Source organism: Brevundimonas sp., from assembly GCF_041648615.1.
Taxonomy (GTDB): Bacteria; Pseudomonadota; Alphaproteobacteria; order Caulobacterales; family Caulobacteraceae; genus Brevundimonas.
Genome location: NZ_JBAZOS010000004.1, coordinates 65,671 through 88,736 on the forward strand (window position 1 = coordinate 65,671; position 23,066 = coordinate 88,736).

Here is a 23,066-nt window from a genome sequence, read left to right on the forward strand (position 1 = left end):
GGCGTCGCATGGTTCAGCTCGGCTATTTCACCATCGACACCCTCGACGTCGACCAGGCGCGCGCCTTCTATTCGGCCCTGTTCGGCTGGCGGTTCGACGAGTCGGCGTCCGGGCCCACCTACGCCCATGTCGCCGGCAGCGATCCGGCGTTCGGCTTCACCAAGGTGGAGCGGGCCGGCCGGTTTCCGCACCTGTATTTCCGCGTTGACGACATCGACGCCGCCTGCCGGCGGGTGACCGAGCTGGGCGGCCGGGCGGCGGTCCCCGCGGACGGCTCGACCGGGCGTTCGGCCGTGGTCAGCGACGACCAGGGCGTCAGTTTCAGCCTGTGGCAGCCCGCGCCGGGGTTCTAGCGTCCATAGTCCCTTGACGAGTGCAGGACGGTAACGATCCGGGTTTCTCCCAGCCCCTCGTCCCGCGTGTAGATCAGGATATATCGGGTTCCGATCACCGATTTCTCGAACGTGCCGCGACGCCGTCCGATACGGCCGATGTTTCGGCGAGCGACGAACTCGGCGGCCGCTTCGATCCGGGCTACCGTCCGTTCGGCCGCGGCCGGGTTTTCCACGGCGATATAGTCATAGGCCTTCTTCAGCTCGGCCCGGGCGCCGGCTGACCAGATGACCCGTGTCACGCCGCTTCGGCGTTCTTTCGAGCGTCGATATGCGCCCTTATTTCAGCCATTGCGTCTTCATGGCTCACGACGCGCCCGGCGGCGATATCATCCAGTCCCTCTTCGATCTGCTCGAAAATGGGGATCTCAAGGTCGACGAAACGATGCAAGGCTTGGGCGGCGATCGTCTCCACCGAGCGGCCAGACTGCTCTGACAGATAAGCCAGGGCCTCCAGAAGCTCGGCCGGCAACGTCAGCGTCAGCTTTTCTTCTGCACTCATCGCGTTGCTCCGCTAGAAGGCCAGTTCCGACCATCCCAAGATAATCCATGACCCCTCATTCCGATACCCTTCCCCTCAAAGACCGCATCGCCCTCGTCGTCGGGGCCTCGCGCGGCATCGGCTATGAGACCGCCCTGGCGCTGGCGAAGGCGGGCGCGCATGTGATCGCCACGGCGCGGACCCAGGGCGGGCTGGAGGAACTGGACGACGCCATTTACGCGGCCACCGGCAAGCACGCGACGCTGATCCCGTTCGATCTGGTCGACGGCGGGGCCATCGACCGGCTGGGCGGGGCGATCTATGAGCGGTTCGGACGGCTGGATGTCTGGGTGCAGGCGGCGGCGACCATGGGGGCCTCGGGCCTGACGCCGGTCAGCCACGCCGACCCGCGCGTCTGGGCCAAGGTCGAGAAGACCAATTTCACCGCCGTCTATCGGTTGATCCGCTCGCTGGAGCCGTTGCTGAAGGCGTCGGACGCAGGGCGGGCGATCTATCTGACCACCAGCGTGGCCAGCGCGCCCAAGGCCTTCTGGGGGGCCTATGCGGCGTCCAAGGCCGGGGCCGAGGCCCTGGTCAAATGCTGGGCCGACGAGATCGAGTCGACGCCGGTGCGGGTGGCGATCGTCGATCCGGGCCGGATGCGGACGGCGATGCGGGCCCAGGCCTATCCGGGCGAGGATCCGGATGACGTCACCCATCCCTCGGCCATCGGCCCGCTGATGGTCGAGCTGGCGCGCGGCGATCTGGAGCCGGCGCTGGAGGTCAAGTTCAGCGAATGGAGCGAAGGTCCGTCGGTCCAGGCCCTGATCTAGGCGGCCAAGGTTCACCTCCCCATTCGCGGAGGCGAATGGGGAGGACAGGCGCGGCACGCGCCAGGAGGGGGCGACGCGGTGTCAGCCCTCATCACGCCTTTCACGCACAGCGATCAGCAGGAATCCGAGGACGCCCTCCAGTTCGTCCCTTACGTCCGTCGCGCGTAATCGAATGACCTTGATTCCCTTGGTGCTGAGCCACGCCGTTCTCCGACGATCATGAGCGATGCGATCGGGATGGTCATGGGTCATGCCGTCAACCTCAACCGCCAGCCGGGCTTCAGCGCAGTAAAAGTCCAGAATGTAGGGGCCGACGGGATGCTGACGCCGAAACTTCAAGCTACGGAAGCGGCCGGCGCGCAGGCAACTCCATAACCGCGCTTCTGGGGGCGTCATCTGGCGACGGAAGGCTTTGGCGCGCGTGTAGCTGAGACCGTCGGGCATGTGAGCAGTATTTCGCGGCTCGCCGGAACCGTCGAGTCGCCCCCTCCTGACCGCTGACGCGGTCTGTCCTCCCCATTCGCCTACGCGAATGGAGAGGTGAACTCAGAGCCAGCCTACTTCTTCGGCAAATGCTTCTGTCCCGTCCGCACGCGGCCCGAGCGCGAGACCTGACGGGCCCCGCCGCGGGCGCCCTTCTGGACGGCCACCGAGGAGCCGGCCTTCTTGTTGGCGCTGGCCTTGAGGCCGGCCAGCGGCTTGAGCTTGGTCTTGCCGGCCTTCTTCTGCTCCAGCGCCTTGCCGGGCAGGTTGGACAGCATCTCGGCGCGCTCGGCCTTCTTGATGACCTTGCGCGGCGCGGTCTTGGCGTCGCCCTTGTAGCGTTCGGGGCCCGATTTGGAGCCGCCCGGCGCATAGGGGTTCTCGCTGCCCGACTTGACCAGCAGGCGGATCGGCGTGCCCGGCAGGTCGAACGACTCGCGCAGGTTGTTGACCAGATAGCGCTTGTACTGCTCGGGCATGGACTCGGCGCGGCTGGCCATCAGCACGAAGGTGGGCGGCCGGGCCTTGGTCTGGGCCATGTATTTGGGCTTGATCCGCTTGCCGTCGACGGCGGGGGGCGGATGCCTCTGGGTCGCCAGGGCCAGCCAGGTGTTGAGGTCCTTGGTCTTGACCTTGACCGACCAGGTGGCGTGGGCCTGAAGCACGGCCGGCATCAGCCGTTCGACGCCGCGGCCGCTGTGCGACGACAGGGCGACGAAGGGCGAGCCCTTGAGCTGGGGCAGCTTGTCCTCGGCCATCTGGGTCAATTTGGCGAGCTTGGCCTGGGGCTCGGTCTCGAGGTCCCATTTGGCGGCGACATAGACGAGCGCCCTGCCCTCGCGCTCGACCAGATCGGCCAGCTGCAGGTCCTGGGTGTCGAAGGCGTCGTCCTTGTCCATGACCAGCACGACCACCTCGGCGAAGGTGATGGCGCGGATGGTGTCGGCGACCGACAGCTTTTCCAGCTTTTCCTGCACCCGGGCCTTGCGGCGCATGCCGGCGGTGTCGACCAGGCGGATGTTCTGGCCCTCGTATTCCCAGTCGACCGAGATGGAGTCGCGGGTGATGCCGGCCTCGGGGCCGGTCAGCATGCGGTCCTCGCCGATCAGGCGGTTGATCAGGGTCGACTTGCCGGCGTTGGGACGGCCGATGATGGCGATGCGGATCGGCTTGTCGGGCTCGTCGACCTCTTCGATGAAGATGTCGGCGCTGGCGGCGACGATGGCGGCGTAGAGGTCGGCCATGCCCTCGCCGTGCTCGGCCGAGATGGCGACGGGCTCGCCGAAGCCGAGCGACCAGGACTCGCCGATGCCGCCGCCGCTCTCGCGGCTCTCGGACTTGTTGGCCAGCAGGATGACGGGCTTGTGCTGTTTGCGCAGGCGGTCGGCGAAGATCTGGTCCAGCGAGGTCACGCCCTCGCGGGCGTCCATCATGAACAGCAGCAGATCGGCGTCCTCGATGGCGGCCTCGGTCTGCTCGCGCATGCGCGACTCGAGGCTCTCGTCGCTGATGTCCTCATAGCCGGCCGTGTCGATCAGCGTCAGGTCCATGTCGCCGATGTTGCCGTCGGCGTAGCGACGGTCGCGGGTCACGCCCGGGCGGTCGTCGACGAGCGCGAGGCGCTTGCCGACGAGACGATTGAACAGTGTCGACTTGCCCACGTTGGGGCGGCCGACGATGGCGACTTTGAGAGCCATGTCGGCCTTCTAACGCAGTTTGTGGTCCAGCGTCAGCGAATGCTGACGAGGTCGCCCTTGTCGGTGAGGACATACAGGGCGCCGTTGTAGGCGGCCGGCGCCAGATAGATCGGTCCGGCGCCCAGTTTGAGCGAGGCGGTCTGGACGCCGGTCTTCGGGTCGAAGGCGACGAGCTCGCCGTCCGAATTGGTCAGGACCAGACGGTTCGAGGCCAGCAGCGGTCCCGACCATTCCGGCCGCACCGTGCGGTCGAAGAAACCGAAATAGCCGCCTTCCTGACGCACGCGGCCCTCGTTGAGGTCGCGGCTCCAGTAGATCTGGCCCGTCTCGCGGTTGATGACGGTCAGTTCGCCGTCCTTGGACACGACATAGATGACGTCGCCGACCGGCAGGGGCGCATTGACGCCGGCGATCGGCAGGGGCGCCCATTTGGGCTGGCCGGACCGAATGTCCATCGCCTGCAGCAGACCCGAGTGGCTGACGGCGTAGACCGTGCCGCGGCTGATGACGGGACGGCCGACGATGTCGCGGATTTCGGACAGGGCGCTGGTGCGGCTGGTGCGCGACAGCACCTGCTGCCACACGGCCTGACCGGTCGAGGCCCGCAGGGCCACGATCTCGCCCGACGAGAAGGGCGCGATCACGGTGTCGCCGGTGACCGCCGGGCTGGAGGCGCGCATGATACGGGCCGGTTCGGGAATGCCGCGATAGGACCAGACCTGGGCGCCGGTCGTGGTGTCGAAGGCCTGGATCTGGTTCTCGACATCGACCACGAACACCCGGCCGCCCGCGACGGTCGGGGCGCCGTGGATCGGCACATCGACGGGCGTGGTCCACAGGACGGCCCCCGTGGCCTGGTCCAGGGCCGTCATGGTGCGATAGCCGGACGAGACGAAGACCTTGCCGCCGCCCACGGCGACCCCGCCGCCGAAGCCGCCGCCGGTCGTTCCGCCCGTGCCGCCGAAGCCGAGGAAGCCGCGGCTGCCGCCTTCGCGTTCGTCGGGCTTGATGTTGACCTTCCAGGCCTGGGCGCCGGTGCCGGAGTCGAGGGCCGACACCAAGGATTCGCCGTCCAGAACGAAGACGCGGCCGTTGTCGGCCACGACCGGAGCCATGACCTGACGCGTGCGTGACGAGCCCGCGCCGACACCGCGCCGCCAGGCGACGGCGAACTCGGGCGCGGCGATGACATGCTCAACCGAATTCTCGGCGTTTCCGCCGGGCTGGGTCCAGGCCGTGGCGGCCTGGGGCCCCGGGAGGAAGAAGTCGCGGCCGGACAGGGCGGCGGACGGCGCCAGCTGCTGTTCGAACTCCAGGACCGAGATCCGCTGCCCCGCCGAGGCCGTGGCCTGGGGCTCCTTCGAGCCGCCCAGACCGAACGGCAGGGCGTTGCGCACCGTGCCGCACGAAGCGAGGGAGACGGCCACACCGCCCAGCAGAGCGATTTTAAGCACGCGATTCATGGCGGACGTCCTGGAAACGGGGATCACGGGCGGGCCGGAGCGGATGCGGGCGCGGCGGGAGTCGGCGCGGCGGGGCCGGCGGCGGGAGCCGCACCGGCCGGAGGGGCCACGGGAAGAGCCGCCTGGGCGCGAACGATGGCCGACAGGCCGGCCGCGGCGCCGGAGTCGATGGCGGCGATGGTCAGGTCGGCGCGCTGGCTGATGATGTCGGGCGTATCCAGGCCGTTCTTGAGCAGCACCAGCGCCTCACGCGCCGGCGCGACCTGGCCGTTCTGGAGCCGCGCCATGGCCAGGGCCTCGAGCGCGAAGGGGCTGTACGGACGGCCATCCTTCGCGATCGGCGCGAGGCGGGCCTCGATCTGGGCCAGGGTTTCGCTGTCCATGGCCAGCCATGCGGCCTTGAGGGCCGCCGCGTCGGACAGAAGCGGATCGCGCGAGGCCTTGGCCGCCTCGTCAAAATGGCGGATGGCGTCCGGAATGCGGTTGGCGTCGACCGCGATGCCGGCGCGCTGCATCAGGGCCAGGGCCTTGTAGGCGCCGTTGCCCTCCCTGGCCGCCTGGGTGAAGGCGGCGTCGGCGCCGACCGGGTTGTTCGCCTGCATCGATTGCATGCCGCGGTCGAAGGCGATCGAGGCCTTGTCGGCCTTTGACGTCTGAAGACTGTCCCAGCCCCAGAAGGCCAGGGCGGCGATCAGGGCGATCAGAAGCACGCCGCCGGCGACCGGCAGCCAGGTGCGGGCCAGCCGCTTGTAGCGGTCGGAGCGGAGCTCCTCCTCGACCTGCTCGAAGACATCAACCACGGATACGTCGCCCCCAGAAAACGGCGCTCAGGCCGCTGAAATTCAATCCGGCCGGACCCTAGAGGGTCAGCCTGCCCGCCGCAACGCAGCCCTTAGGGCGTAACGGGCTTTTTCGAGAAGTAGGTCTCGACTTCGGCAGGAAAACGGCGGGCTTTCACGTCGGCGGCGTAGGCGGCCACGGCGCGGTCGATCTCGCCGCGCATATCGGCGTAGCGGCGGACGAATTTCGGCGTCCAGTCGAACAGGCCCAGCATGTCCGGGGTGACCAGGATCTGGCCGTCGCAGGCGGACGAGGCGCCGATGCCGATGGTCGGCTTGTCGACGGCGGCGGTGATGTCGCGGGCCAGGCCCTCGGCCACGCCCTCAATGACGATGGAAAAGGCCCCGGCGTCAGCGGTGGCCTCGGCTTCCGACATGACGCGAAGCCGTTCCTCGTCGGTCCGGCCCTTGGCCTTGAAGGCCCCGTCCGTCAGCACGGCCTGGGGCCGCAGGCCGACGTGGCCCATGACCGGGATGCCGCGCTGGACCAGATAGGCGATGGTTTCCGCGACCGTGGGGCCGCTCTCCAGCTTCACGCCCTGGGCGCCCGTCTCCTTCATGACGCGGGCGCAGTTTTCGTAGGCCAGCTCCTTGCCGCCCTCGTAGCTGCCGAACGGCATGTCGACGACCACCATGGCCTTCCTTGAGCCGCGCATGACGGCCTGGCCGTGGAGAATCATCATCTCCAGGGTGACGCCGACGGTGTTGGGCAGGCCGTGCACCACCATGCCGACGCTGTCGCCGACGAGCAGAAGATCGCAATGATCGTCCAGCAGGGCGGCGGTGGGAGCGTCATAGGCGGTCAGGCAGACGATGGGCTCGCCGCCCTTGCGGTTGCGGATGTCGGGCGCGGCGAGGCGGCGGACGGTTTCCTGCTTCTGGCTGGACATGGCGGTCCTCCTGTTCGGAGACCTAGATAGCGACGGGGCTCGCCCCCGTCATCCCTTGGCCCATCATCCCGGGAGATGACGGACGCCGGGTCAGATTTCCTGCGACAGCTTCATCACGCCGGCGGCGGCGAGGGCGATCAGGGCGCCCGCGACGATCCAGAACAGCTGCATGCCGCCCATGGAGCCCAGTTCCAGATGGCCGAGGCCGAACTGGTCAAGGCCGCCCTGAACCGTGCTTTGAACCCCGAGCGAGGTCGAGCGAATGCCCTGACCCAGGGCGTCGCCGGCGACGACGCCGTCGCTCCCGCCGCTGAGGCCCAGGTTCACGCTCATGGTCTCGCGGACCGCCACGACGCCGCCGACGACGCCGGCGAGGCCAAGGGCGACGAAGCGAACATGGGAGCCCTTCTGCAGGCGTTGCTCGACCCGGGCGGTGAACAGGGCCGCGTCGGGCAGGTGCGGGGTGCGCGCGAACAGGCGCTCGATATCGGGATCGAACTCGTCAGCCGACATGCTGCGTTCCTCCCACGGACCGCGCGGATTGCGGTTGTAGCCGCGCGCGGAGTTTATCCAGACCACGTTTGACATGAGACTTCACCGTGCCGAGTGGCAAATTCAGGGCGGCGGCGATCTCGGGATGCGCCATGCCGGCCCCGTGACAAAGGGAAACACAGAGGCGTTCAGGCTCGCTGAGGCCCTTGAGGGCTTCGTCGAGGTCCATCAGGCCCGCCTGATCGGCGACGGGCGCGATATCTTCCTGTTCAACTTCAGCAATGTAGCGGGCTTCCTTGGCGACGCGCTTGATGTAAAGGCGCGCCGCGATCCGCTTGACCCAGGCGGCGAAGGTGCCCTCGCCGCGAAACTCCGCGCACCGCTCGAACGCCTGGATGAAGGCGTCCTGGGCGATGTCGTCGGCGAGCGAGGCCTGGGCCCCCATCCGCCGCAGCAGGCCGCGCACCGCCGAGCCGTGGCGGCGCACCAGTTCGCCGAACTCCCGCCGTCCGCCCGCCGCCGCGAGGGCGGCGAGCTCGACGTCGTGCCGGTCGATCAGAGGTTGGGTCATGATCAGTCCCCCTGTCCGACCCGGCTCAGTCCTTGTTCGGGTTGAAGAAGCTCAGGACCAGGAACGCCAGGCCGATGGTGACGGGAATGGCCGCGATGCCCAGCAGGCCGTCGCCGACGTTGCCGCCCCAGTCGTCCCCGCCGTGCCAGGGCATGTCGTTGATCAGGCCGAAGGCGGCGATGCCGACGCCGACCGCCAGCCAGATGATGCCGCGGCGGATGTCGCGGGTCCGCGACGGCAGCTTGCGGGCGGCCTCGCTGCTCAGGGCGGTGATGATTTCAGGCGGCAGTTCCTGCCCCTTGTCGATCGCGTGACGCACCGTCGCCTGCATTTCCCGGCGTTCGCGGGACTTGAGCCAGGTGGGGCCGACGACGATGGCCGTGATGGTGCCGAAGACCGCGAAGATCGCGAACAGCGGGATGAAGTCTTCCATGCGGGTATCCCCTCTTTTGGTCAGACCGGGAGCGTGATGCTTCGGCCTTCTGACGACAAGAGGCTGTGAAGCGACCGCATGGATGCGGACGGCGAGGTGAAACTTTCGTAAGGCGCAACGACCCCATTCGTCTGGACGGACCGGAGACACGCCGATGATCGACCGCCGACTCCTTCTGGCCGGCCTGGCCGCCGCGCCGCTGACCGCCTGCGCGGCCGGGACGGGCGTGGCGACCGACGCCGCCGGGCCGTCGCTGACGCTGGTGACGTTCAATATCTGGCACAACCAGGGCGACTGGCCCGCGCGACTGCCCCTGCTGATCGCCGCGATGCGGGCCGTGGATCCGGACGTGATCGCCCTGCAGGAGGTGCTGGAGGACGCCGCCGTCGGCCTGCCGAACCAGGCGCGGACGATCGCGGACGCCCTGGGCGGCTATGAGATGCATTTCGTCTCGACCGACGCGGAGGGGGCGCCGCGACGGTATGGCAATGCGATCCTGAGCCGCCTGCCGGTGCTGGCGCATGACTGGAGGAAGCTGGAGCCGCTGGACGATTATCGCACCGCCGTCCGGGCGCGGGTGGCGGTGGAAGGCCGCAGGGTCGACATCGTCAACACCCATCTGGCCTGGCAGGCCGACGCCCAGGCCGTGCGGGCCCGCCAGCTGGTCGATCTGATGGCCTGGGCGCCGAAGGACGGGACGCCGCTGATCGTCACGGGCGACTTCAACGCGGTGCAGGAGGACGCCGGGCTGGCGGCGCTGACCGGCGAGCGGTTCTTCAGCGCCCTGCCCCCCGGGACGGCCGCCACGACGCTGAACCCGGCGAAGAACCATCCGCCGCGGGTCATCGACCACATCTTCGCCGAGGCCGCCCGGTTCGCGCCGGCGAGCGCGGCGGTGATCGGAACCGGGCCGACGGGCGGAGAGTATCCCTCGGATCATTTCGGCGTGGCGGCGACCCTCAGGCTGCGCTGAACCGGCGCGCCAGAGACAGGGCCGCGACGGCGCTGACCGCCACGCCCGCCAGCATGGCGGCGGCGGGGATCAGGGCGCCGATGTCTTCCGTCAAGGGACCGACGACAGGCCTCAGGGCCCACAGGACGGCGATCGCGGCGACGCCCCAGGGGATGAGGGCCGCGACGGTCATCCACGCCCGGCGCAGGGCGATCCGCTGCGCCAGCCGCGCCTGGAAGGCGTAGTCGCGCGCCGGGGGCGTTTCGGCGGCGAACAGGGCCTGGAGTTTCTGGTCAGGCGTCATCGGTTCCTCCGAGCGCTTTCAGAAGCCGCGCCCGTCCCCGGGCAACATGCGACTTCACGGTGCCGAGAGGCAAGCCCAGGGCGACCGACGCCTCGCCGTGCGACCAGCCGTCGGCGAGACACAGGGCGACGCAGGCGCGGACGTCCGCCGGCAGTTCGGCCATGGCGGCGGCCATCGACAGCCGATCCTCGTGCGACACGCCCGCGGGCGTATCGATCGTCTCCAGCCAGACGCCGTCGCGCGCCGCGCCCCGCCGGGAGGCGCGGATCCGGTCCCGGGCCTTGCGCCAGGCGATGCCGCACAGCCAGGCGCGGACGCCGCTCGGGTCCCTGAGCGAGCGCAGCGAGCGCCAGGCGGCGAGGAAGGCGTCCTGGGCCACGTCGTCCGCCTCGGCCCAGCCCCCGCCCAGGGCCCGGCGCAGAAAGCCGCGCACGGCCGCCTGATGCCGTTCGACCAGTCGCGAAAAGGCCGCGTCCGAGCCGGCGAGCGCCCGGCTCACCAGCTCGGCGTCGCTGTGAAATCCCCCCATGGCGCGCCGTCCCGGGCCGCATCAGGCCCGCGGACCGCGTCCGCCGCTGCGCAGGGCCGAGACCAGGGAGGCGAGGCAGAGGGCCCCGAGCACGAAGCTGACGATCATAAAGGCCTCGCCGGCGCCGTAGATGTCGGTCCAGCTGGCGTAGGCGAAGCCGGCCGCCATGATTCCGAAGAGCACCACGGAGAACCAGGCGCCGTCGCCGGGACGGCCATAGCGGTCGTTGGGCGACTCCCACACGCCGCTGCCGTCGATGGGTTTGTCGAGCAGGGCGAGAAGGGCGGCGGGCGGCTCCTGGCCCTTTTCGGCATAGGTCTGGATCAGCTTCAGCGCATCCCTTTGCCGACGGTAGTTGAGCAGGCTGGTGAAGCCGCCGAACACGAACCAGGCCAGCGGGAACAGCAGCCACCAGTAAGAACGGAACAGGTCTTCCATGATCCTCACCCCTCATGCGCCGGACGCAGCGCCCGCGCTTTCATAGGGTAGTCGTCGCCGACCGCGCCAGCGGATGCGGTCTCGCGGATTTTTCTGGAGCCTAAACCGGGGCGGTCATCGCAACCCATCTTGCGGCCTTGCGTTCGCTGGCGGACACTCAATCCGCACAGGAGCCCCCCATGGTCCAGATCACCTATCGCATCGTCGAGCACGACGGAGGCTGGGCCTATCAGTCGGGCGGAACCTATTCCGAGACCTATCCGACGCACGATTCCGCGCGCGCGGCCGCCGTCGCCGTGGCGCGCGAGCAGAAGGTGCCGGACGAGGACGCCCTGATCGAATACGCCGACGCCTCGGGCCGCTGGATCACCGAACGGGCCGACGGCCACGACCGGCCCGAGGTCGACGTCGAGGGTTGATCGCAACCGCTTGTGATCGCGCCGGGCTAGGCGGGGCCGGCCCCGGCCTTTAGGTCTGGCCGCCCAGTCAGCGGAACCGGTTACAATGCGTCATTCCCCCCTTCCCGCCCCGACCCGCCGCGCCCTTCTGGCCGGAGGCGCCCTGGCCGCCGGCATGGTGATGGCGCCGCGGATCGCCTCGGCGCAGGCGGCCTCGAACCTGGACCGGGTCAACGGTCTGATCGCCCGCATGACCATCGAGGAGAAGGCCGGACAGCTGAACCTGCTGAACGACCCCTTCCGCTGGCGGCCCGAGGGCGTGAACCCGGGCGACTTCAATCCGGACCAGGCGTCCACCGCCGCCGACATCCGCGCCGGCCGGATCGGCGCCCTGTTCAACGGCGTGGGGGCCGAGGCCACGCGGATGGTGCAGGACATGGCCGTGCGGGACAGCCGGCTGGGCATTCCCCTGCTGTTCGCCGCCGACATCGTCCACGGCCTGCGCACCACCTTCCCCGTGCCGCTGGGCGAAACCGCCAGCTGGGATACGGACCTGGCCCGGCGCACGGCGCGGGCCGCCGCCGTCGAGGGCGGGGCCGCGGGCGTGCACCAGACCTATGCGCCCATGGTCGACGTCGGCCGCGACCAGCGCTGGGGCCGGGTGGTCGAGGGGGCGGGCGAGGACGTCCTGCTGGGCAATCTGTTCGCCGCGGCGCGCACGCGGGGCTTCCAGGGCGACGATCTGAAGGCCTGGTCGTCGCTGCTGGCCTGTCCCAAGCATTTCGCCGCCTACGGCGCGGCCGAGGCCGGCATGGACTACAATTCGACCGACATGAGCGAGCTGGAGCTGCGCTCGGTCTATCTGCCGCCGTTCAAGGCCGCCTTCGACGCCGGCGCCCTGTCGACGATGAGCGCCTTCAACGACCTGAACGGCGTGCCGGCCAGCGGCAACCGATGGCTGCTGACCGACATCCTGCGCGGTGAATGGGGCTTCGCCGGCTTCGTGGTCTCGGACTACACCTCCGAACAGGAGCTGATCGCCCACGGCTACGCCGCCGACGGCCGCGACGCGGCGCGGCTGGCCCTGATGGCCGGCGTCGACATGTCGATGAAGAGCGGGCTGTACCTCAAGCACATCCCCGAGCTGGTGCAGTCCGGCGACGTGCCGGTGGCGCGCGTGGACGAGGCCGTGCGGCGGGTGCTGATGACCAAGGCCGCGCTGGGCCTGTTCGAGACCCCGTACCGGGGTTCGGACGTGCGCGTGGAGCGCCGGGTCCATGGCAGCCGCGAGCATCTGGCCCTCGCCCGCGAGGCCGGGCGCAAGTCGATCGTGATGCTGAAGAATGACGGCGGCCTGCTGCCCCTGGCCAGGGCGGGCAAACGCTACGCCCTGATCGGGCCGTTCGGGGCGGATACGACCGACCTGTTCGGCCCGTGGTCCATCTTCAAGGATCCGAAGCTGGCCGTGTCGCTGGAACAGGGCCTGCGCGCCCAGCTGGGCGAAGGCTCCAGCCTGACGGTGGTCAAGGGATCGGACGTCGAGGCGCCGCTGGCCGGCGGGATCGAGGCCGCCGTGATCGCGGCGGGCCAGGCGGATGTGGTGCTGCTGGCGATCGGCGAGTCCACCCAGATGTCGGCCGAATCCCAGTCACGCGTCGACATCGGCATTCCCGCGCCGCAACTGGCGCTGGCCGAGGCCGTGGCGGCCACCGGCAAGCCTGTGGTGGTTCTGCTGCGCAACGGCCGGGGCATGGAGCTGGCGGGGGCGGTCAAGGACGCCCCGGCCATTCTGGTGACCTGGTTCCTGGGCTCGGAGACCGGCAATTCCGTCGCCGACATCCTGTTCGGGGACCACGCCCCGACCGGCCGCCTGCCGGTCAGCTTCCCGCACCGCTCGGGCCAGTCGCCCTTCTACTATGCGCACAAGGCCACGGGCCGGCCGTCGAAGCCGACGGACACGGAGTTCACCTCGAAATTCCGCGAGGTTCCGCATCTGGCGCTGTACCCGTTCGGCCACGGCCTGACCTACGGGGCCGTCGACTACTCGCCCGTCCGCCTGTCGGCGCCGACGATGGCGTGGAACGGCGAGATCACGGTCGCCGTCACCCTGACCAACGCCGGGTCCCGCGCGGTTTCCGAGGTGGTCCAGCTGTACATCCGCGACAGGACCGCCTCGATCACCCAGCCGGTGCGGCTGCTGAAGGGATTCCGCCGCGTCACCGTGCCGGCGGGCGGGTCGGTCGAGGCCGCGATGCCGCTGACGTTCGCCGAGCTGTCGTTCCTCGGCCCCGACCTGCGGCCGACCGTGGAGCCGGGGCTGTTCGACGTGTGGCTGAGCGCCGACGCCCAGAGCGGCGAACCGGCGTCGTTCGCCCTCGTCCGTTAGACGGCACCCTTCGGGGAAGGCGCTGCGGCTGGAAGGTTCATCACCAAGGAACTCACAAAGGACACGACGGGACCGGGGCCGCGTCGAGGTTGGCGCCTTCTTCCGCGCGTCTCGTGATCGCGGCGTTCGCCGCATTTGATTTAATCAAGGCTCAGGCGTGAGCCGGAGTCTGCTCATCGCGCTGACGACGGGTCCGGCTCTGTCATCCACTCAGGACCCGTTGTGTCCTTCGTGATTTCCTTTGTGTCCTTTGTGATGAACCAGCACTCGCCGGGGCAAGGGACCAGACGGAGCCTCAACCTAGGTCAGGATCGCGGCCCAGGCGTCGGGCTTGAACCCGACCAGGGTCCGGTCGCCCAGATCCAGCACCGGGCGTTTGATCATCGACGGCTGGGCCAGCATCAGGTCGATGGCCTTCGCCGCGTCGAGACCGGTCTTGTCGGCGTCCGGCAGGGCCCGGAAGGTCGTGCCGGCGCGGTTCAGCACGGTCTCCCAGCCGTGCGCCGCGACCCAGGCCTCCAGCCGCGGGCGGTCGATTCCGGCCTTCTTGTAGTCGTGGAAATCAAAGCCCACGCCGTGCTGGTCCAGCCAGGTCCGGGCCTTCTTGACCGTGTCGCAGTTGGGGATTCCGTAGAGAGTCGGGGTCATGGCGCCTGTCTGCCCAGCCCCGCCGGGAACAGCAAGCCACGCGTCCGCGTTTGCATTTAACCCGTAAGTTTAATATTATCCGTCTCCAGCATTAAGGAGACGCGCCATGTCCGCCCTGCCCCCGCGCCAGAAGCTGATCCCCTGTCTCTGGTTCGACAAGCAAGCCGAGGAGGCCGCCGGGTTTTACGTTTCGCTGTTCCCGGATTCCCGGATCGACGCCGTCATCACCTCGCCGGGTGATTATCCGAGCGGCAAGGCCGGCGACGTCCTGCTGGTCGAGTTCACCCTCGCCGGCCATCGCTACACCGCCCTGAATGGCGGGCCGCATTTCAGCTTCACCGAAGCCATCTCGCTGCAGATTGACTGCGAGGACCAGGCGGAGGTGGATCGCCTGACCGAGGCCCTGTCCGCCGTGCCCGAGGCCGAGCAGTGCGGCTGGGTGAAAGACCGCTACGGCCTGTCGTGGCAGGTCGTGCCCTATGCGATGAACCGATATCTGGCCGATCCGGACGCGGGCGTCCGCAAGCGGGTGTTCGAGGCCATGATGACCATGAAACGGCTGAACGTCGCGGAGATCGAGCGCGCCGCGCGGGGCTAGTCCTCGTCCGCCTGCACGGCGCCCGCCGCGACCGGGCCGGGCGCGCCCGACAGCGCCATGTTCAAGGCCTCGCGATCCAGTCCGTTCTCCCATTTCGCCACCACGATGGTAGCCACGGCGTTGCCGATGAAGTTGGTCAGGGCCCGGCACTCGCTCATGAACCGGTCGACGCCGAGGATCAGGGCCATGCCGGCGACGGGCACGCTTGGCACCACCGCGAGGGTGGCGGCCAGGGTGATGAAGCCGGCGCCGGTGACGCCCGCCGCGCCCTTGGAGCTGAGCATGGCCACCGCCAGCAGCAGCAGCTGTTCGCCCAGAGACAGCTCGACGCCGCAGGCCTGGGCGATGAACAGGGCCGCCAGGGTCATGTAGATGTTGGTGCCGTCCAGATTGAACGAATAGCCGGTGGGCACGACCAGGCCGACCACCGACTTGTCGCAGCCGGCGCGGCCCATCTTCTCGATCAGGCTGGGCAGGGCCGCCTCGGACGACGAGGTGCCGAGGACCAGCAGCAGCTCTTCCTTGAGATAGCGGATCAGCCTGAAGATCGAGAAGCCGTTGAACCGGGCCACGGCCCCCAGGACCACGATCACGAAGAAGGCGGAGGTCAGGTAGAAGGTGGCGACCAGGGCGGCGAGGCTGATCACCGACTCTATGCCGTAGCGGCCGATGGTGAAGGCGAAGGCCCCGAAGGCCCCGATCGGCGCCGCCTTCATCAGGATGGCTACCAGTTTGAAGAAGGCCTCGGACACGCTCTCCAGCAGGGTCAGGACGGGCTGGGCGCGGTCGCCGATGATCGCCAGCGAAATGCCGAACAGGATGGCGAAGAACAGCACCTGCAGGATGTCGCCGCCGGCGAAGGCGCCGACCACGGTCTCGGGGATGATGTTGATCAGGAAGGCGACGATGTCGGTGTCGTGCGCCTTCTGGACATAGGTGGTCACGGCGCCCGGATCGAGCGTGGCCGGATCGACGTTCATCCCCGCCCCCGGCTGCACCACATTGGCGACGATCAGGCCGATGATCAGGGCCAGGGTGGAGAAGGTCAGGAAATAGGCGAAGGCCTTGCCCACCACCTTGCCCAGCCGGCCGAGGTCGCGCAGGTGGGCGATGCCGGTGGCCACGGTCAGGAAGATCACCGGGGCGATGATCATCTTGACCAGGCGGATGAAGGCGTCGCCGAGCGGCTTCAGGCTCTCGCCGAAGACGGGCCAGAAGTGGCCGATCAGGGCGCCGAGACTGATGGCGACCAGGACCTGGAAATAGAGGTGGGTCCAGATCGGCTTCTTCTTCGCCGGGGTCGGCGGCGCGGCCTCGACGGCGACGCCAGGCGCGATCCTGGCGGTCCGGGGCGCGGGTTTCTTCGGCGTGGCGGATGTCGTCGGCTTGCGGGCCATGCCTGTTTCCCCTGATCGCGTGTCGCCGCGATTCCCGGACGCAGACTACGACCTCGCGCCGCGCTTTCCCACCGGCGTCGCCCTGAAGAGGCGGTCGCGAGGCGCGCTGACGGGGCCGGCCGTCAGACGTCGTCGACGGCGGCCTTCAGGCGTTCGCCCACCGTCCCGGCATGGGCGAGAAGCGCCGGGTTTTCGATGGCGCGCATGGAGGCGGCGGGCTCGATGGCGAAGACCTCCACACACCCGTCTGACTGTTGAACCACCACGTTGCACGGCAGCATGACGCCGACGTGAGGCTCCATCATCAGGGCCTCATGGGCCATGACGGGATTGCAGGCCCCGAGGATGCGGTAGGGGCGGAAGTCCTCGCCGATCTTGGCCTTCAGCGTGGCCTGGACGTCGATTTCGGTGAGGACGCCGAAGCCGTGCTTCTGCAGGGCGGCGCGGGTGCGGTCGAGGACGGCGTCGAAGTCGCCCTCGATGGTGCGGGCGTGGAAATAGGTCATGAATTCGATGCCTCCGGTTTGTCGCGATAGATGTCGCAGAGCAGGGCGATGACCCGGGCCGCGGCCGGGTCGGCGATGCCATAGTAGATGGTCTGGGCCTCGCGGCGCGGGGCGATGACGCCGGCGTCGCGCAGCCGGGCCAGGTGCTGGGAACAGGCCGACTGGGACAGGCCGACGAAGCCGGCCAGCTCGCCGACCGCGCAGTCGCCCTCGCTGAGCCGGCACATCAGCATCAGCCTCTGCTCATTGGCGAACAGCCGCATCAGCCGGGCGGCCGGGGCGGCGCTGGCCTCGAGTTCGGCCAGGGCGGCCGCGTTCGGCCTGGGGAGGGCGTCGGTCATGGCGTCTCTTGCGCGGGTCCGGGCGCGGCCAGGGGGCGGCCGTCGTCCTTCAACGCAATATAGATCGCCGGGATCACCAGCACCGTCAGAATGGTCGAGGAAATCAGACCGAACAGCAGGGAGATCGCCAGTCCCTGGAAGATCGGGTCGAACAGGATCACGGCCGCGCCGATCATGGCCGCCAGGGCGGTGAGCAGGATCGGCTTGAAGCGGATGGCCCCGGCCTCCAGCAGGACCTCGCGCAGGGGCCGTCCCGGCGTTCGGGCGTGGCGGATGAAGTCGACCAGCAGAATCGAGTTTCGCACGATGATCCCCGCCAGGGCGATGAAGCCGATCATCGAGGTGGCGGTGAAGGGCGCGCCGAACAGCATATGGCCGATGACGATGCCGATCAGGGTCAGGGGGATGGGCGTCAGGATCACCAGCGGGATACGGAAGTCCTTGAACTGGGCGACGACCAGAACATAGATCCCCAGCAGGGCCACGCCGAAGGCGGCGCCCATGTCGCGGAAGGTCACCCAGGTGATCTCCCACTCGCCGTCCCACAGCACGGTGGGCGTCGTCTCGTCCGTCGGCTGGCCGTTGAGCCGGACCTCGGGCCGCGGCAGCCCCTTCCAGTCGTGCGCCTTGATGGCGGCGTCGATGGCGAGGATGCCGTAGATCGGAGCCTCGAACTGGCCGGCCAGTTCGGCGGTGACCATTTCGGCGGCGCGGCCGTCGCGGCGGTAGACGGGCCAGCCGGCCAGCTCGGTGCGGGCCTCGACGACCTCGCCCAGCTCGACCAGCCGCCGGCCGCCGTCGAGCGTGGTCACGGCCACGGGCATGACGGCCATCTGTTCGTTCCAGGTCCGGGCCGACTGGGGCAGACGCACGGCGATCTCGACCGGAGTCCGCTCGTTGTCGCGCGCGGCGTAGCCGAGGATCTGGCCGCCCATGACGGCGGCGATGGAGTCGTGCACCTCGCGCTCGGACAGGCCGAAGCGCTCGATCTTCTCGCGGTCGGGGATCAGGCGCAGGACCGGGCGGCGGACGCCGTAGCTGTTGTCCACATCGACCACCGAGGACTCGGCCCGGAACAGGGTCTCCAGCTCGGCGGCCACGGCGCGGCGGGTGGCGGGATCGGGGCCATAGACCTCGGCCAGCAGGGTGGCCAGCACCGGCGGTCCCGGCGGAGCCTCGACCACCTTGATCGAGGACCCGGCCGGCAGCGGCAGGTCGGCCAGACGCCGGCGCAGGTCGAGGGCGATGGCGTGGCTGCTGCGGCTGCGCTCGCCCTTGGGGGCCAGCATCACCGCCAGGTCGCCCTGCTCGGCGCCGGCGCGCAGGAAGTAGTGACGGACCAGGCCGTTGAAATTGAACGGCGCGGCGGTACCGGCGTAGCTCTCCAGCGACTCCACCTCGGGCAGGACTCCGGCCACGGCCGCGGCCCCGGCCAGGGTGCGTTCGGTGGTCTCGAGGCTGGTTCCCTCGGGCATGTCCAGCACGACCTGCAGCTCGGACTTGTTGTCGAACGGCAGCAGCTTCACCGGCACCGCCCGGAAGCCGAACATGGACATGGCCAGCAGGGTGGCGAGGCCGACGACGATCAGGAAGATCCAGGCGCTGCGGCGCGAGCGGATCACCGGCGTGGCCACCTTGCGATAGAGGCGGCCCAGCTTGCCCTCGCCGTGCTCGTGACCGTGGCTTCCGGCCAGGGTCTTGCGGGCCAGGCGGATCATCAGCCAGGGCGCGATGACCACGGCGACGAAGAAGGAGAAGACCATGGCCGCCGAGGCGTTGACCGGGATCGGCGCCATATAGGGGCCCATCAGGCCCGAGACGAACAGCATGGGCAGCAGGGCGGCGACCACCGTCAGGGTGGCGACCACGGTCGGATTGCCGACCTCGGCCACGGCCTCGACGGTGGCCTGGGCGCGGCTGCGGTCGTCCTTCATGGCCCAGTGGCGGGCGATGTTCTCGATCATCACGATGGCGTCGTCGACGAGGATGCCGATCGAGAAGATCAGGGCGAACAGGCTGACGCGGTTGATGGTGTAGCCCATCAGATTGGAGGCGAAGAGGGTCAGCAGGATGGTGGTGGGGATGACCACCGCCGTCACGCCGGCCTCGCGCCAGCCGATGGCGAAGCCGATCAGGATGACGATGGAAATGGTCGCGAGGCCGAGGTGCATGAGCAGCTCATTGGCCTTTTCATTGGCGGTCTCGCCGTAGTCGCGGGTGACCACGACCTCGAGCCCGTCCGGGATCAGCGTGCCCTTCAACGCCTCGACCCGCTGCATCACCCCGTGGGAGACGACCACGGCGTTGGCGCCCTGGCGCTTGGCCACCGCCAGGCTGACGGCGGGGGTCCGGCTCCAGCCGTCGCCGGCGCGGGCGTAGTGGGCGGCCCGGGCCTGGTCCTCACGCGGGGCCTGCACGATGGTCGCCACGTCGCGCAGATAGACGGGCTCGCCGGCCATCGAGCTGACCGTCAACAAGGATGCGTCGTCGGGCGTGGCCAGCCGCTCGCCCGAGCGCAGGGAGACGGCCTGGCCCTGGTCGCGGAAGGCGCCGGCGGGGAAGCTGCGGTTGGCCTGGGCGACGGTCTCGAGCACCGAGGACAGGGCCACGCCGCGCGCGGCCATGCGGGCGGGGTCGGGCTCGACCCGGATTTCGGACGGGCGGCCGCCGACGATGAAGGTCAGGCCGACGTCCTCGACCTTGCCGATCTCGGTCCGCAGGCGGGCGGCGACGTCGTAGAGGGCCTGGTCGCTCCAGCGCGCGGCGGCGTCGGCGCGCGGCGTCAGGGTCAGGACCACGGCGGGCACGTCATTGATGCCGCGGGTGACGATCTGGGGCTCGGACACCCCGACGGGAATGGAGCCGTAGTTGGCGCGCACCTTTTCGTGGACGCGGACCGCCGCGTCGTCGGGATCCGAGCCGACCACGAAGCGGGCGGTGACCATCACCTGGTCGTCCTGCACCTGGGTGTAGACGTGCTCGACGCCGTCGATGCTGCGGACGATGGCTTCCAGCGGCTTGGCCGCCAGTTCGGTGGCGTCGGAGGCGCTCAGTCCCGGGGCCGCGACCATGATGTCGACCATCGGCACGCTGATCTGCGGCTCCTCCTCGCGGGGGATCGACAGCACGGCCATCAGGCCGACGGCGATCGCCGCCAGCAGCATCAGGGGGGTCAGGGGCGAGTTGAGCGTGGCGCGCGTCAGCCGCCCGGAAAGGCCGAGGTTCATCGGGCGCGCTCCGGAGCGAGGACGACATCGCCGGCGGCGAGACCCGACAGCACCTCGACGCGATCCGCGCCGGCGGGACCCGCCAGCTGGACCGGAGCCTCGCTGACGCGGCCGGCGCGGTCGATGGTGCGGACGAAATCGATGCCGTAGCGGGTGGAGACGACGCGGCGAGGAATGACCAGCGCGCGCCGCTGTCCCACCGGCACCTGGACGGTGACCCGCTGCCCGACCCGGTCGCTGCCCAGGCCCGCGACGGAGATGTCGGCGGTGGTCTGGCCGCCGGTGGAGGCTGGATAGACCTGGGCGATGGTCCCGGTGCTGACGCCGGGCAGGTCCTCGGATGAAACCACGACGCTTTGGCCGACCCGGAGGTTGCGGCCCTGGGCCTCGGGCAGTTCCAGCCTCAGGATCAGCGGTCCGGCGGTGATGGTGGCGACCGACTGTCCGGCGCTGACCACCGAGCCGGCGGGCACGTCGGCGGCGAGCACGCGGCCGGACGTGGGGGCCAGTATCCGGCCCTGGGCCCCGGTCTCGGCGCTGGCCGAACGCACGGCGCGCGCCGCCCGGACCTGGGCGTTGGCGGCCTGGGAGGCGGCGAGGGCCTGGTCGAGCCGGGCCTGGGCGTAGATGCCTTTGTCGAACAGGGTCTGGATGCGCGACAGATCGGCCCGGGCGCGCGCGGCCTCGGCCTCGGCGGCCGCGACCTGGGCGCCGTACGCCGCCGTCTCGAGCCCGACCCGGTTATCAATGACCATGCCGATGACCTGGCCCTGACGCACCGTGTCGCCTTCGCGCACGTTCAACTGCGTCAGCGTGCCCGGGATCCGGGCCCGGGCCTCGCCGAGATCGCGCGAGGCGACCACGGCCGAGGCCGGCTTGACCGCGTCGATGGTCTGCTCCGCGACCGTCAGACGTTCACCGCGCACGGGCGCGGACGCCGCGACCTCGGGCTCTCCGCCGCAGGCCGACAGGCCGCCGGCCAGAAGGGCGGCGGCAGCGAGAGCGGCGAACGGGGCCGTGAACGTCTTCATCAGAGAATCCTTATGTAAGGTTGCTCTAATATTAGATCATGCTAATATGAATGCAAGCCTGAGCACCGTGCTCCCGGCGCCAGCCCCCGGCCTTGATGCGGATCAAGGCGCGGCGGCCCCGGCGGCGCAGGATCAGGCATCAGGGAAAGCTCAAGGAGACCGCCATGGATCGGCCCACCATCGTCATCATGGGCGCAGGCCTGGGCGGCGCCATAGCCGCCTATGAAATTCGCGACACCCTCGGCGACCGCGCGCGCATCGTCATGGTGTCGAAGGGCGACATCTTCCATTTCACCCCGTCCAACCCCTGGGTGGCGGTGAACTGGCGCAAGCGCGAGGCCATCGAGGTCAGCCTGCCGGAGGTGATGAAGCGCAAGGGCGTGGAGTTCATCAACGTCGCCGCCACGGGCGTCCGCCCCGCCGAAAAGGGCATCGACCTGGCCGACGGCCGGGCGCTTCACTACGACTATCTGGTCATCGCCACCGGGCCCGACCTGGCCTTCGACGAGATCCCGGGCCTCGGCCCGAACGGGCATACGGTGTCGATCTGCCATGTCGATCACGCGGTGGACGCGGCCGAGGCTTTCGATCGCTTTGTCGAGAACCCCGGCCCGATCGTGGTCGGGGCGGTGCAGGGCGCCTCGTGCTTCGGACCGGCCTATGAATTCGCCATGATCCTCGACACCGAGCTGCGCCGGCGCAAGCTGCGCGACCGCGTGCCGATGACCTTCGTCACCTCGGAACCCTATATCGGCCACCTGGGGCTCGACGGGGTCGGCGACACCAAGGGTCTGCTGGAAAGCGAGATGCGCCAGCGGCACATCAAATGGGTCACCAACGCCAAGGTGAAGAGCGTCGACGCCGGCCTGATGCACGTCGAGGAGATCGGCGAGGACGGGGCCGTGAAGGCGAACCACGACCTGCCCTTCTCGTATTCCATGATGCTGCCCGCCTTCCGCGGGGTGGAGGCGGTGCGCGGCGTCGAGGGCCTGACCAATCCGCGCGGCTTCATCCTGGTGGACAAGCATCAGCGCAATCCGGCCTGGCCCGAGATTTTCGCCCTGGGCGTATGCATCGCCATTCCGCCGACCGGACCGACGCCGGTGCCCGTCGGCGTGCCCAAGACCGGCTTCATGATCGAGAGCATGGTCACGGCCATCGCGGCCAATCTGAAGCAGATCCTCGACGGCCAGGCGCCGACCAACGAGGCCAGCTGGAACGCCATCTGCCTGGCTGACTTCGGCGACGGCGGCGTGGCCTTCATGGCCCAGCCGCAGATTCCGCCGCGCAACATCAACTGGTCGGCCAGCGGCCGCTGGGTGCACGCCGCCAAGGTCGCCTTCGAGGGCTACTTCCTGCACAAGGTCCGCAAGGGCCAGGCCGAGCCCCTCTATGAGAAGCTGGCTCTCGATCTGATCGGCGCCCACAAGCTGCGCCGCACCACACAGTCCACCCCTGCACAGGAGCCCAAGGCATGAGTCTCGATCGCGCCGTCATGATGTTCGCCGGCCTGATGGTGCTGGTCAGCGTCGCCCTGGCCCACTGGGTCCATCCGGCCTGGGTCTGGCTGACCGTCTTCGTCGGCCTGAATCTGATGCAGGCGTCGGTCACCGGCTTCTGTCCGGCGGCCATGCTGTTCCGGCGTCTGGGCGTGCGGCCCGGGACGGCGTTCCGGTAAAACGCGATCTCGCCCACGCGAGGCTTGATCGACATCAAGGCGCCGGTCCGTCCCCGGAC

27 protein-coding genes are annotated in these 23,066 nt (G+C 69.2%); 8 read left to right on the forward strand and 19 right to left on the reverse strand.

Features of this window, described 5'->3' with window-relative positions; all coding sequences use genetic code 11:
* Positions 1-8 precede the first annotated feature (8 nt).
* A complete protein-coding gene (locus tag WC555_RS03360) occupies positions 9-353 on the forward strand; it encodes a VOC family protein (RefSeq protein WP_373251115.1) in 345 nt (114 codons plus the stop codon).
* On the opposite strand, the gene WC555_RS03365 is transcribed toward WC555_RS03360, so the two are convergent.
* Together WC555_RS03365 and WC555_RS03370 are read right to left on the reverse strand one after the other, a co-directional pair.
* On the reverse strand, positions 350-634 hold the full coding sequence (locus tag WC555_RS03365; RefSeq protein ID WP_373251117.1) for a type II toxin-antitoxin system RelE/ParE family toxin: 285 nt from the start codon (positions 632-634) through the stop codon (positions 350-352). The two genes, WC555_RS03360 and WC555_RS03365, sit on opposite strands and share 4 nt — an antisense overlap.
* Positions 631-894: a CopG family ribbon-helix-helix protein gene (locus tag WC555_RS03370; protein WP_373251119.1), complete on the reverse strand. Its 264-nt coding sequence runs from the start codon at positions 892-894 to the stop codon at positions 631-633. Before WC555_RS03370 ends, WC555_RS03365 begins: the two co-directional genes overlap by 4 nt.
* A 47-nt stretch (positions 895-941) precedes the next feature.
* Here WC555_RS03370 and WC555_RS03375 point away from each other — a divergent pair, with 47 nt between their 5' ends.
* On the forward strand, positions 942-1,706 hold the full coding sequence (locus WC555_RS03375; RefSeq protein WP_373251121.1) for an SDR family NAD(P)-dependent oxidoreductase: 765 nt from the start codon (positions 942-944) through the stop codon (positions 1,704-1,706).
* 81 nt (positions 1,707-1,787) lie between these two features.
* Here the strand turns inward: WC555_RS03375 and WC555_RS03380 are convergent, their stop codons facing one another.
* From WC555_RS03380 to WC555_RS03415, 8 genes are all read right to left on the reverse strand, one after another.
* Positions 1,788-2,150 carry an endonuclease domain-containing protein gene (locus WC555_RS03380; protein ID WP_373251123.1) on the reverse strand — a complete coding sequence of 121 codons (363 nt, stop codon included), beginning with the start codon at positions 2,148-2,150 and terminating at the stop codon, positions 1,788-1,790.
* Between the two features lie 113 nt (positions 2,151-2,263).
* A complete protein-coding gene (gene der / locus WC555_RS03385; RefSeq protein WP_373251125.1) occupies positions 2,264-3,886 on the reverse strand; it encodes a ribosome biogenesis GTPase Der in 1,623 nt (540 codons plus the stop codon).
* 32 nt (positions 3,887-3,918) lie between these two features.
* Complete coding sequence (locus tag WC555_RS03390; protein WP_373251127.1) at positions 3,919-5,349, reverse strand: PQQ-binding-like beta-propeller repeat protein; 1,431 nt, start codon at positions 5,347-5,349, stop codon at positions 3,919-3,921.
* 23 nt (positions 5,350-5,372) lie between these two features.
* Positions 5,373-6,149, reverse strand: coding sequence for a tetratricopeptide repeat protein (locus WC555_RS03395; protein WP_373251129.1), 777 nt, complete (start codon positions 6,147-6,149; stop codon positions 5,373-5,375).
* 92 nt (positions 6,150-6,241) lie between these two features.
* Entirely contained in the window at positions 6,242-7,078 is an 837-nt protein-coding gene (gene panB / locus WC555_RS03400) for a 3-methyl-2-oxobutanoate hydroxymethyltransferase (RefSeq protein ID WP_373251131.1), read from the reverse strand.
* Positions 7,079-7,168: 90 nt separating this feature from the next.
* Positions 7,169-7,591: a hypothetical protein gene (locus WC555_RS03405; protein ID WP_373251133.1), complete on the reverse strand. Its 423-nt coding sequence runs from the start codon at positions 7,589-7,591 to the stop codon at positions 7,169-7,171.
* Positions 7,581-8,141 (reverse strand): RNA polymerase sigma factor, encoded by a 561-nt coding sequence (locus WC555_RS03410; RefSeq protein WP_373251135.1) that lies wholly within the window; start codon positions 8,139-8,141, stop codon positions 7,581-7,583. Before WC555_RS03410 ends, WC555_RS03405 begins: the two co-directional genes overlap by 11 nt.
* A 25-nt stretch (positions 8,142-8,166) precedes the next feature.
* Positions 8,167-8,574 (reverse strand): DUF6249 domain-containing protein, encoded by a 408-nt coding sequence (locus tag WC555_RS03415; protein WP_373251137.1) that lies wholly within the window; start codon positions 8,572-8,574, stop codon positions 8,167-8,169.
* Between the two features lie 154 nt (positions 8,575-8,728).
* Between WC555_RS03415 and WC555_RS03420 the strand changes: the two genes are divergently transcribed.
* Positions 8,729-9,547: an endonuclease/exonuclease/phosphatase family protein gene (locus WC555_RS03420; RefSeq protein ID WP_373251139.1), complete on the forward strand. Its 819-nt coding sequence runs from the start codon at positions 8,729-8,731 to the stop codon at positions 9,545-9,547.
* On the opposite strand, the gene WC555_RS03425 is transcribed toward WC555_RS03420, so the two are convergent.
* From WC555_RS03425 to WC555_RS03435, 3 genes are read right to left on the reverse strand one after another with little or no spacing between them, the layout of a single operon-like run.
* On the reverse strand, positions 9,534-9,830 hold the full coding sequence (locus tag WC555_RS03425) for a hypothetical protein (RefSeq protein ID WP_373251141.1): 297 nt from the start codon (positions 9,828-9,830) through the stop codon (positions 9,534-9,536). The two genes, WC555_RS03420 and WC555_RS03425, sit on opposite strands and share 14 nt — an antisense overlap.
* Entirely contained in the window at positions 9,820-10,359 is a 540-nt protein-coding gene (locus WC555_RS03430) for an RNA polymerase sigma factor (protein WP_373251143.1), read from the reverse strand. Before WC555_RS03430 ends, WC555_RS03425 begins: the two co-directional genes overlap by 11 nt.
* A gap of 21 nt (positions 10,360-10,380) precedes the next feature.
* Positions 10,381-10,797, reverse strand: coding sequence for a hypothetical protein (locus WC555_RS03435; protein WP_373251145.1), 417 nt, complete (start codon positions 10,795-10,797; stop codon positions 10,381-10,383).
* Positions 10,798-10,976: 179 nt separating this feature from the next.
* Between WC555_RS03435 and WC555_RS03440 the strand changes: the two genes are divergently transcribed.
* Both WC555_RS03440 and WC555_RS03445 read left to right on the forward strand, forming a co-directional pair.
* On the forward strand, positions 10,977-11,216 hold the full coding sequence (locus tag WC555_RS03440) for a DUF2188 domain-containing protein (protein WP_373251147.1): 240 nt from the start codon (positions 10,977-10,979) through the stop codon (positions 11,214-11,216).
* Positions 11,217-11,301: 85 nt separating this feature from the next.
* Positions 11,302-13,581 (forward strand): glycoside hydrolase family 3 N-terminal domain-containing protein, encoded by a 2,280-nt coding sequence (locus WC555_RS03445; RefSeq protein ID WP_373251149.1) that lies wholly within the window; start codon positions 11,302-11,304, stop codon positions 13,579-13,581.
* A 300-nt stretch (positions 13,582-13,881) separates the two neighbouring features.
* Here the strand turns inward: WC555_RS03445 and WC555_RS03450 are convergent, their stop codons facing one another.
* The gene (locus tag WC555_RS03450) at positions 13,882-14,229 is read right to left on the reverse strand and encodes an arsenate reductase (RefSeq protein ID WP_373251150.1); all 348 of its coding nucleotides are present in this window, start codon (positions 14,227-14,229) and stop codon (positions 13,882-13,884) included.
* Between the two features lie 106 nt (positions 14,230-14,335).
* On the opposite strand from WC555_RS03450, the gene WC555_RS03455 reads away from it, so the two are divergent.
* Positions 14,336-14,827: a VOC family protein gene (locus tag WC555_RS03455; RefSeq protein WP_373251152.1), complete on the forward strand. Its 492-nt coding sequence runs from the start codon at positions 14,336-14,338 to the stop codon at positions 14,825-14,827.
* Here the strand turns inward: WC555_RS03455 and WC555_RS03460 are convergent.
* The 5 genes from WC555_RS03460 to WC555_RS03480 form a co-directional block, all read right to left on the reverse strand.
* Positions 14,824-16,224, reverse strand: coding sequence for a dicarboxylate/amino acid:cation symporter (locus WC555_RS03460; RefSeq protein WP_373251154.1), 1,401 nt, complete (start codon positions 16,222-16,224; stop codon positions 14,824-14,826). The two genes, WC555_RS03455 and WC555_RS03460, sit on opposite strands and share 4 nt — an antisense overlap.
* A 122-nt stretch (positions 16,225-16,346) precedes the next feature.
* Positions 16,347-16,730 (reverse strand): DUF302 domain-containing protein, encoded by a 384-nt coding sequence (locus WC555_RS03465; protein ID WP_373251156.1) that lies wholly within the window; start codon positions 16,728-16,730, stop codon positions 16,347-16,349.
* Complete coding sequence (locus WC555_RS03470) at positions 16,727-17,071, reverse strand: ArsR/SmtB family transcription factor (protein WP_373251157.1); 345 nt, start codon at positions 17,069-17,071, stop codon at positions 16,727-16,729. The genes WC555_RS03465 and WC555_RS03470 overlap by 4 nt, the downstream gene beginning before the upstream one ends.
* On the reverse strand, positions 17,068-20,298 hold the full coding sequence (locus tag WC555_RS03475; RefSeq protein WP_373251158.1) for an efflux RND transporter permease subunit: 3,231 nt from the start codon (positions 20,296-20,298) through the stop codon (positions 17,068-17,070). Before WC555_RS03475 ends, WC555_RS03470 begins: the two co-directional genes overlap by 4 nt.
* Positions 20,295-21,329, reverse strand: coding sequence for an efflux RND transporter periplasmic adaptor subunit (locus WC555_RS03480; RefSeq protein ID WP_373251159.1), 1,035 nt, complete (start codon positions 21,327-21,329; stop codon positions 20,295-20,297). The genes WC555_RS03475 and WC555_RS03480 overlap by 4 nt, the downstream gene beginning before the upstream one ends.
* A 164-nt stretch (positions 21,330-21,493) precedes the next feature.
* Between WC555_RS03480 and WC555_RS03485 the strand changes: the two genes are divergently transcribed.
* Both WC555_RS03485 and WC555_RS03490 read left to right on the forward strand, forming a co-directional pair.
* Entirely contained in the window at positions 21,494-22,807 is a 1,314-nt protein-coding gene (locus WC555_RS03485) for an NAD(P)/FAD-dependent oxidoreductase (protein ID WP_373251160.1), read from the forward strand.
* Positions 22,804-23,007: a DUF2892 domain-containing protein gene (locus WC555_RS03490; protein WP_373251162.1), complete on the forward strand. Its 204-nt coding sequence runs from the start codon at positions 22,804-22,806 to the stop codon at positions 23,005-23,007. The genes WC555_RS03485 and WC555_RS03490 overlap by 4 nt, the downstream gene beginning before the upstream one ends.
* Positions 23,008-23,066 lie beyond the last annotated feature (59 nt).

Bases quoted from the DNA above. Each gene is read 5' to 3' on its own strand.
- WC555_RS03360 (WP_373251115.1), top strand. From the start codon at position 9: ATGGTTCAGCTCGGCTATTTCACCATCGACACCCTCGACGTCGACCAG.
- WC555_RS03370 (WP_373251119.1), bottom strand. From the start codon at position 894: ATGAGTGCAGAAGAAAAGCTGACGCTGACGTTGCCGGCCGAGCTTCTG.
- WC555_RS03375 (WP_373251121.1), top strand. From the start codon at position 942: ATGACCCCTCATTCCGATACCCTTCCCCTCAAAGACCGCATCGCCCTC.
- WC555_RS03380 (WP_373251123.1), bottom strand. From the start codon at position 2,150: ATGCCCGACGGTCTCAGCTACACGCGCGCCAAAGCCTTCCGTCGCCAG.
- der (WP_373251125.1), bottom strand. From the start codon at position 3,886: ATGGCTCTCAAAGTCGCCATCGTCGGCCGCCCCAACGTGGGCAAGTCG.
- WC555_RS03390 (WP_373251127.1), bottom strand. From the start codon at position 5,349: ATGAATCGCGTGCTTAAAATCGCTCTGCTGGGCGGTGTGGCCGTCTCC.
- panB (WP_373251131.1), bottom strand. From the start codon at position 7,078: ATGTCCAGCCAGAAGCAGGAAACCGTCCGCCGCCTCGCCGCGCCCGAC.
- WC555_RS03405 (WP_373251133.1), bottom strand. From the start codon at position 7,591: ATGTCGGCTGACGAGTTCGATCCCGATATCGAGCGCCTGTTCGCGCGC.
- WC555_RS03410 (WP_373251135.1), bottom strand. From the start codon at position 8,141: ATGACCCAACCTCTGATCGACCGGCACGACGTCGAGCTCGCCGCCCTC.
- WC555_RS03415 (WP_373251137.1), bottom strand. From the start codon at position 8,574: ATGGAAGACTTCATCCCGCTGTTCGCGATCTTCGCGGTCTTCGGCACC.
- WC555_RS03420 (WP_373251139.1), top strand. From the start codon at position 8,729: ATGATCGACCGCCGACTCCTTCTGGCCGGCCTGGCCGCCGCGCCGCTG.
- WC555_RS03425 (WP_373251141.1), bottom strand. From the start codon at position 9,830: ATGACGCCTGACCAGAAACTCCAGGCCCTGTTCGCCGCCGAAACGCCC.
- WC555_RS03430 (WP_373251143.1), bottom strand. From the start codon at position 10,359: ATGGGGGGATTTCACAGCGACGCCGAGCTGGTGAGCCGGGCGCTCGCC.
- WC555_RS03435 (WP_373251145.1), bottom strand. From the start codon at position 10,797: ATGGAAGACCTGTTCCGTTCTTACTGGTGGCTGCTGTTCCCGCTGGCC.
- WC555_RS03440 (WP_373251147.1), top strand. From the start codon at position 10,977: ATGGTCCAGATCACCTATCGCATCGTCGAGCACGACGGAGGCTGGGCC.
- WC555_RS03445 (WP_373251149.1), top strand. From the start codon at position 11,302: ATGCGTCATTCCCCCCTTCCCGCCCCGACCCGCCGCGCCCTTCTGGCC.
- WC555_RS03450 (WP_373251150.1), bottom strand. From the start codon at position 14,229: ATGACCCCGACTCTCTACGGAATCCCCAACTGCGACACGGTCAAGAAG.
- WC555_RS03455 (WP_373251152.1), top strand. From the start codon at position 14,336: ATGTCCGCCCTGCCCCCGCGCCAGAAGCTGATCCCCTGTCTCTGGTTC.
- WC555_RS03460 (WP_373251154.1), bottom strand. From the start codon at position 16,224: ATGGCCCGCAAGCCGACGACATCCGCCACGCCGAAGAAACCCGCGCCC.
- WC555_RS03465 (WP_373251156.1), bottom strand. From the start codon at position 16,730: ATGACCTATTTCCACGCCCGCACCATCGAGGGCGACTTCGACGCCGTC.
- WC555_RS03470 (WP_373251157.1), bottom strand. From the start codon at position 17,071: ATGACCGACGCCCTCCCCAGGCCGAACGCGGCCGCCCTGGCCGAACTC.
- WC555_RS03475 (WP_373251158.1), bottom strand. From the start codon at position 20,298: ATGAACCTCGGCCTTTCCGGGCGGCTGACGCGCGCCACGCTCAACTCG.
- WC555_RS03480 (WP_373251159.1), bottom strand. From the start codon at position 21,329: ATGAAGACGTTCACGGCCCCGTTCGCCGCTCTCGCTGCCGCCGCCCTT.
- WC555_RS03485 (WP_373251160.1), top strand. From the start codon at position 21,494: ATGGATCGGCCCACCATCGTCATCATGGGCGCAGGCCTGGGCGGCGCC.
- WC555_RS03490 (WP_373251162.1), top strand. From the start codon at position 22,804: ATGAGTCTCGATCGCGCCGTCATGATGTTCGCCGGCCTGATGGTGCTG.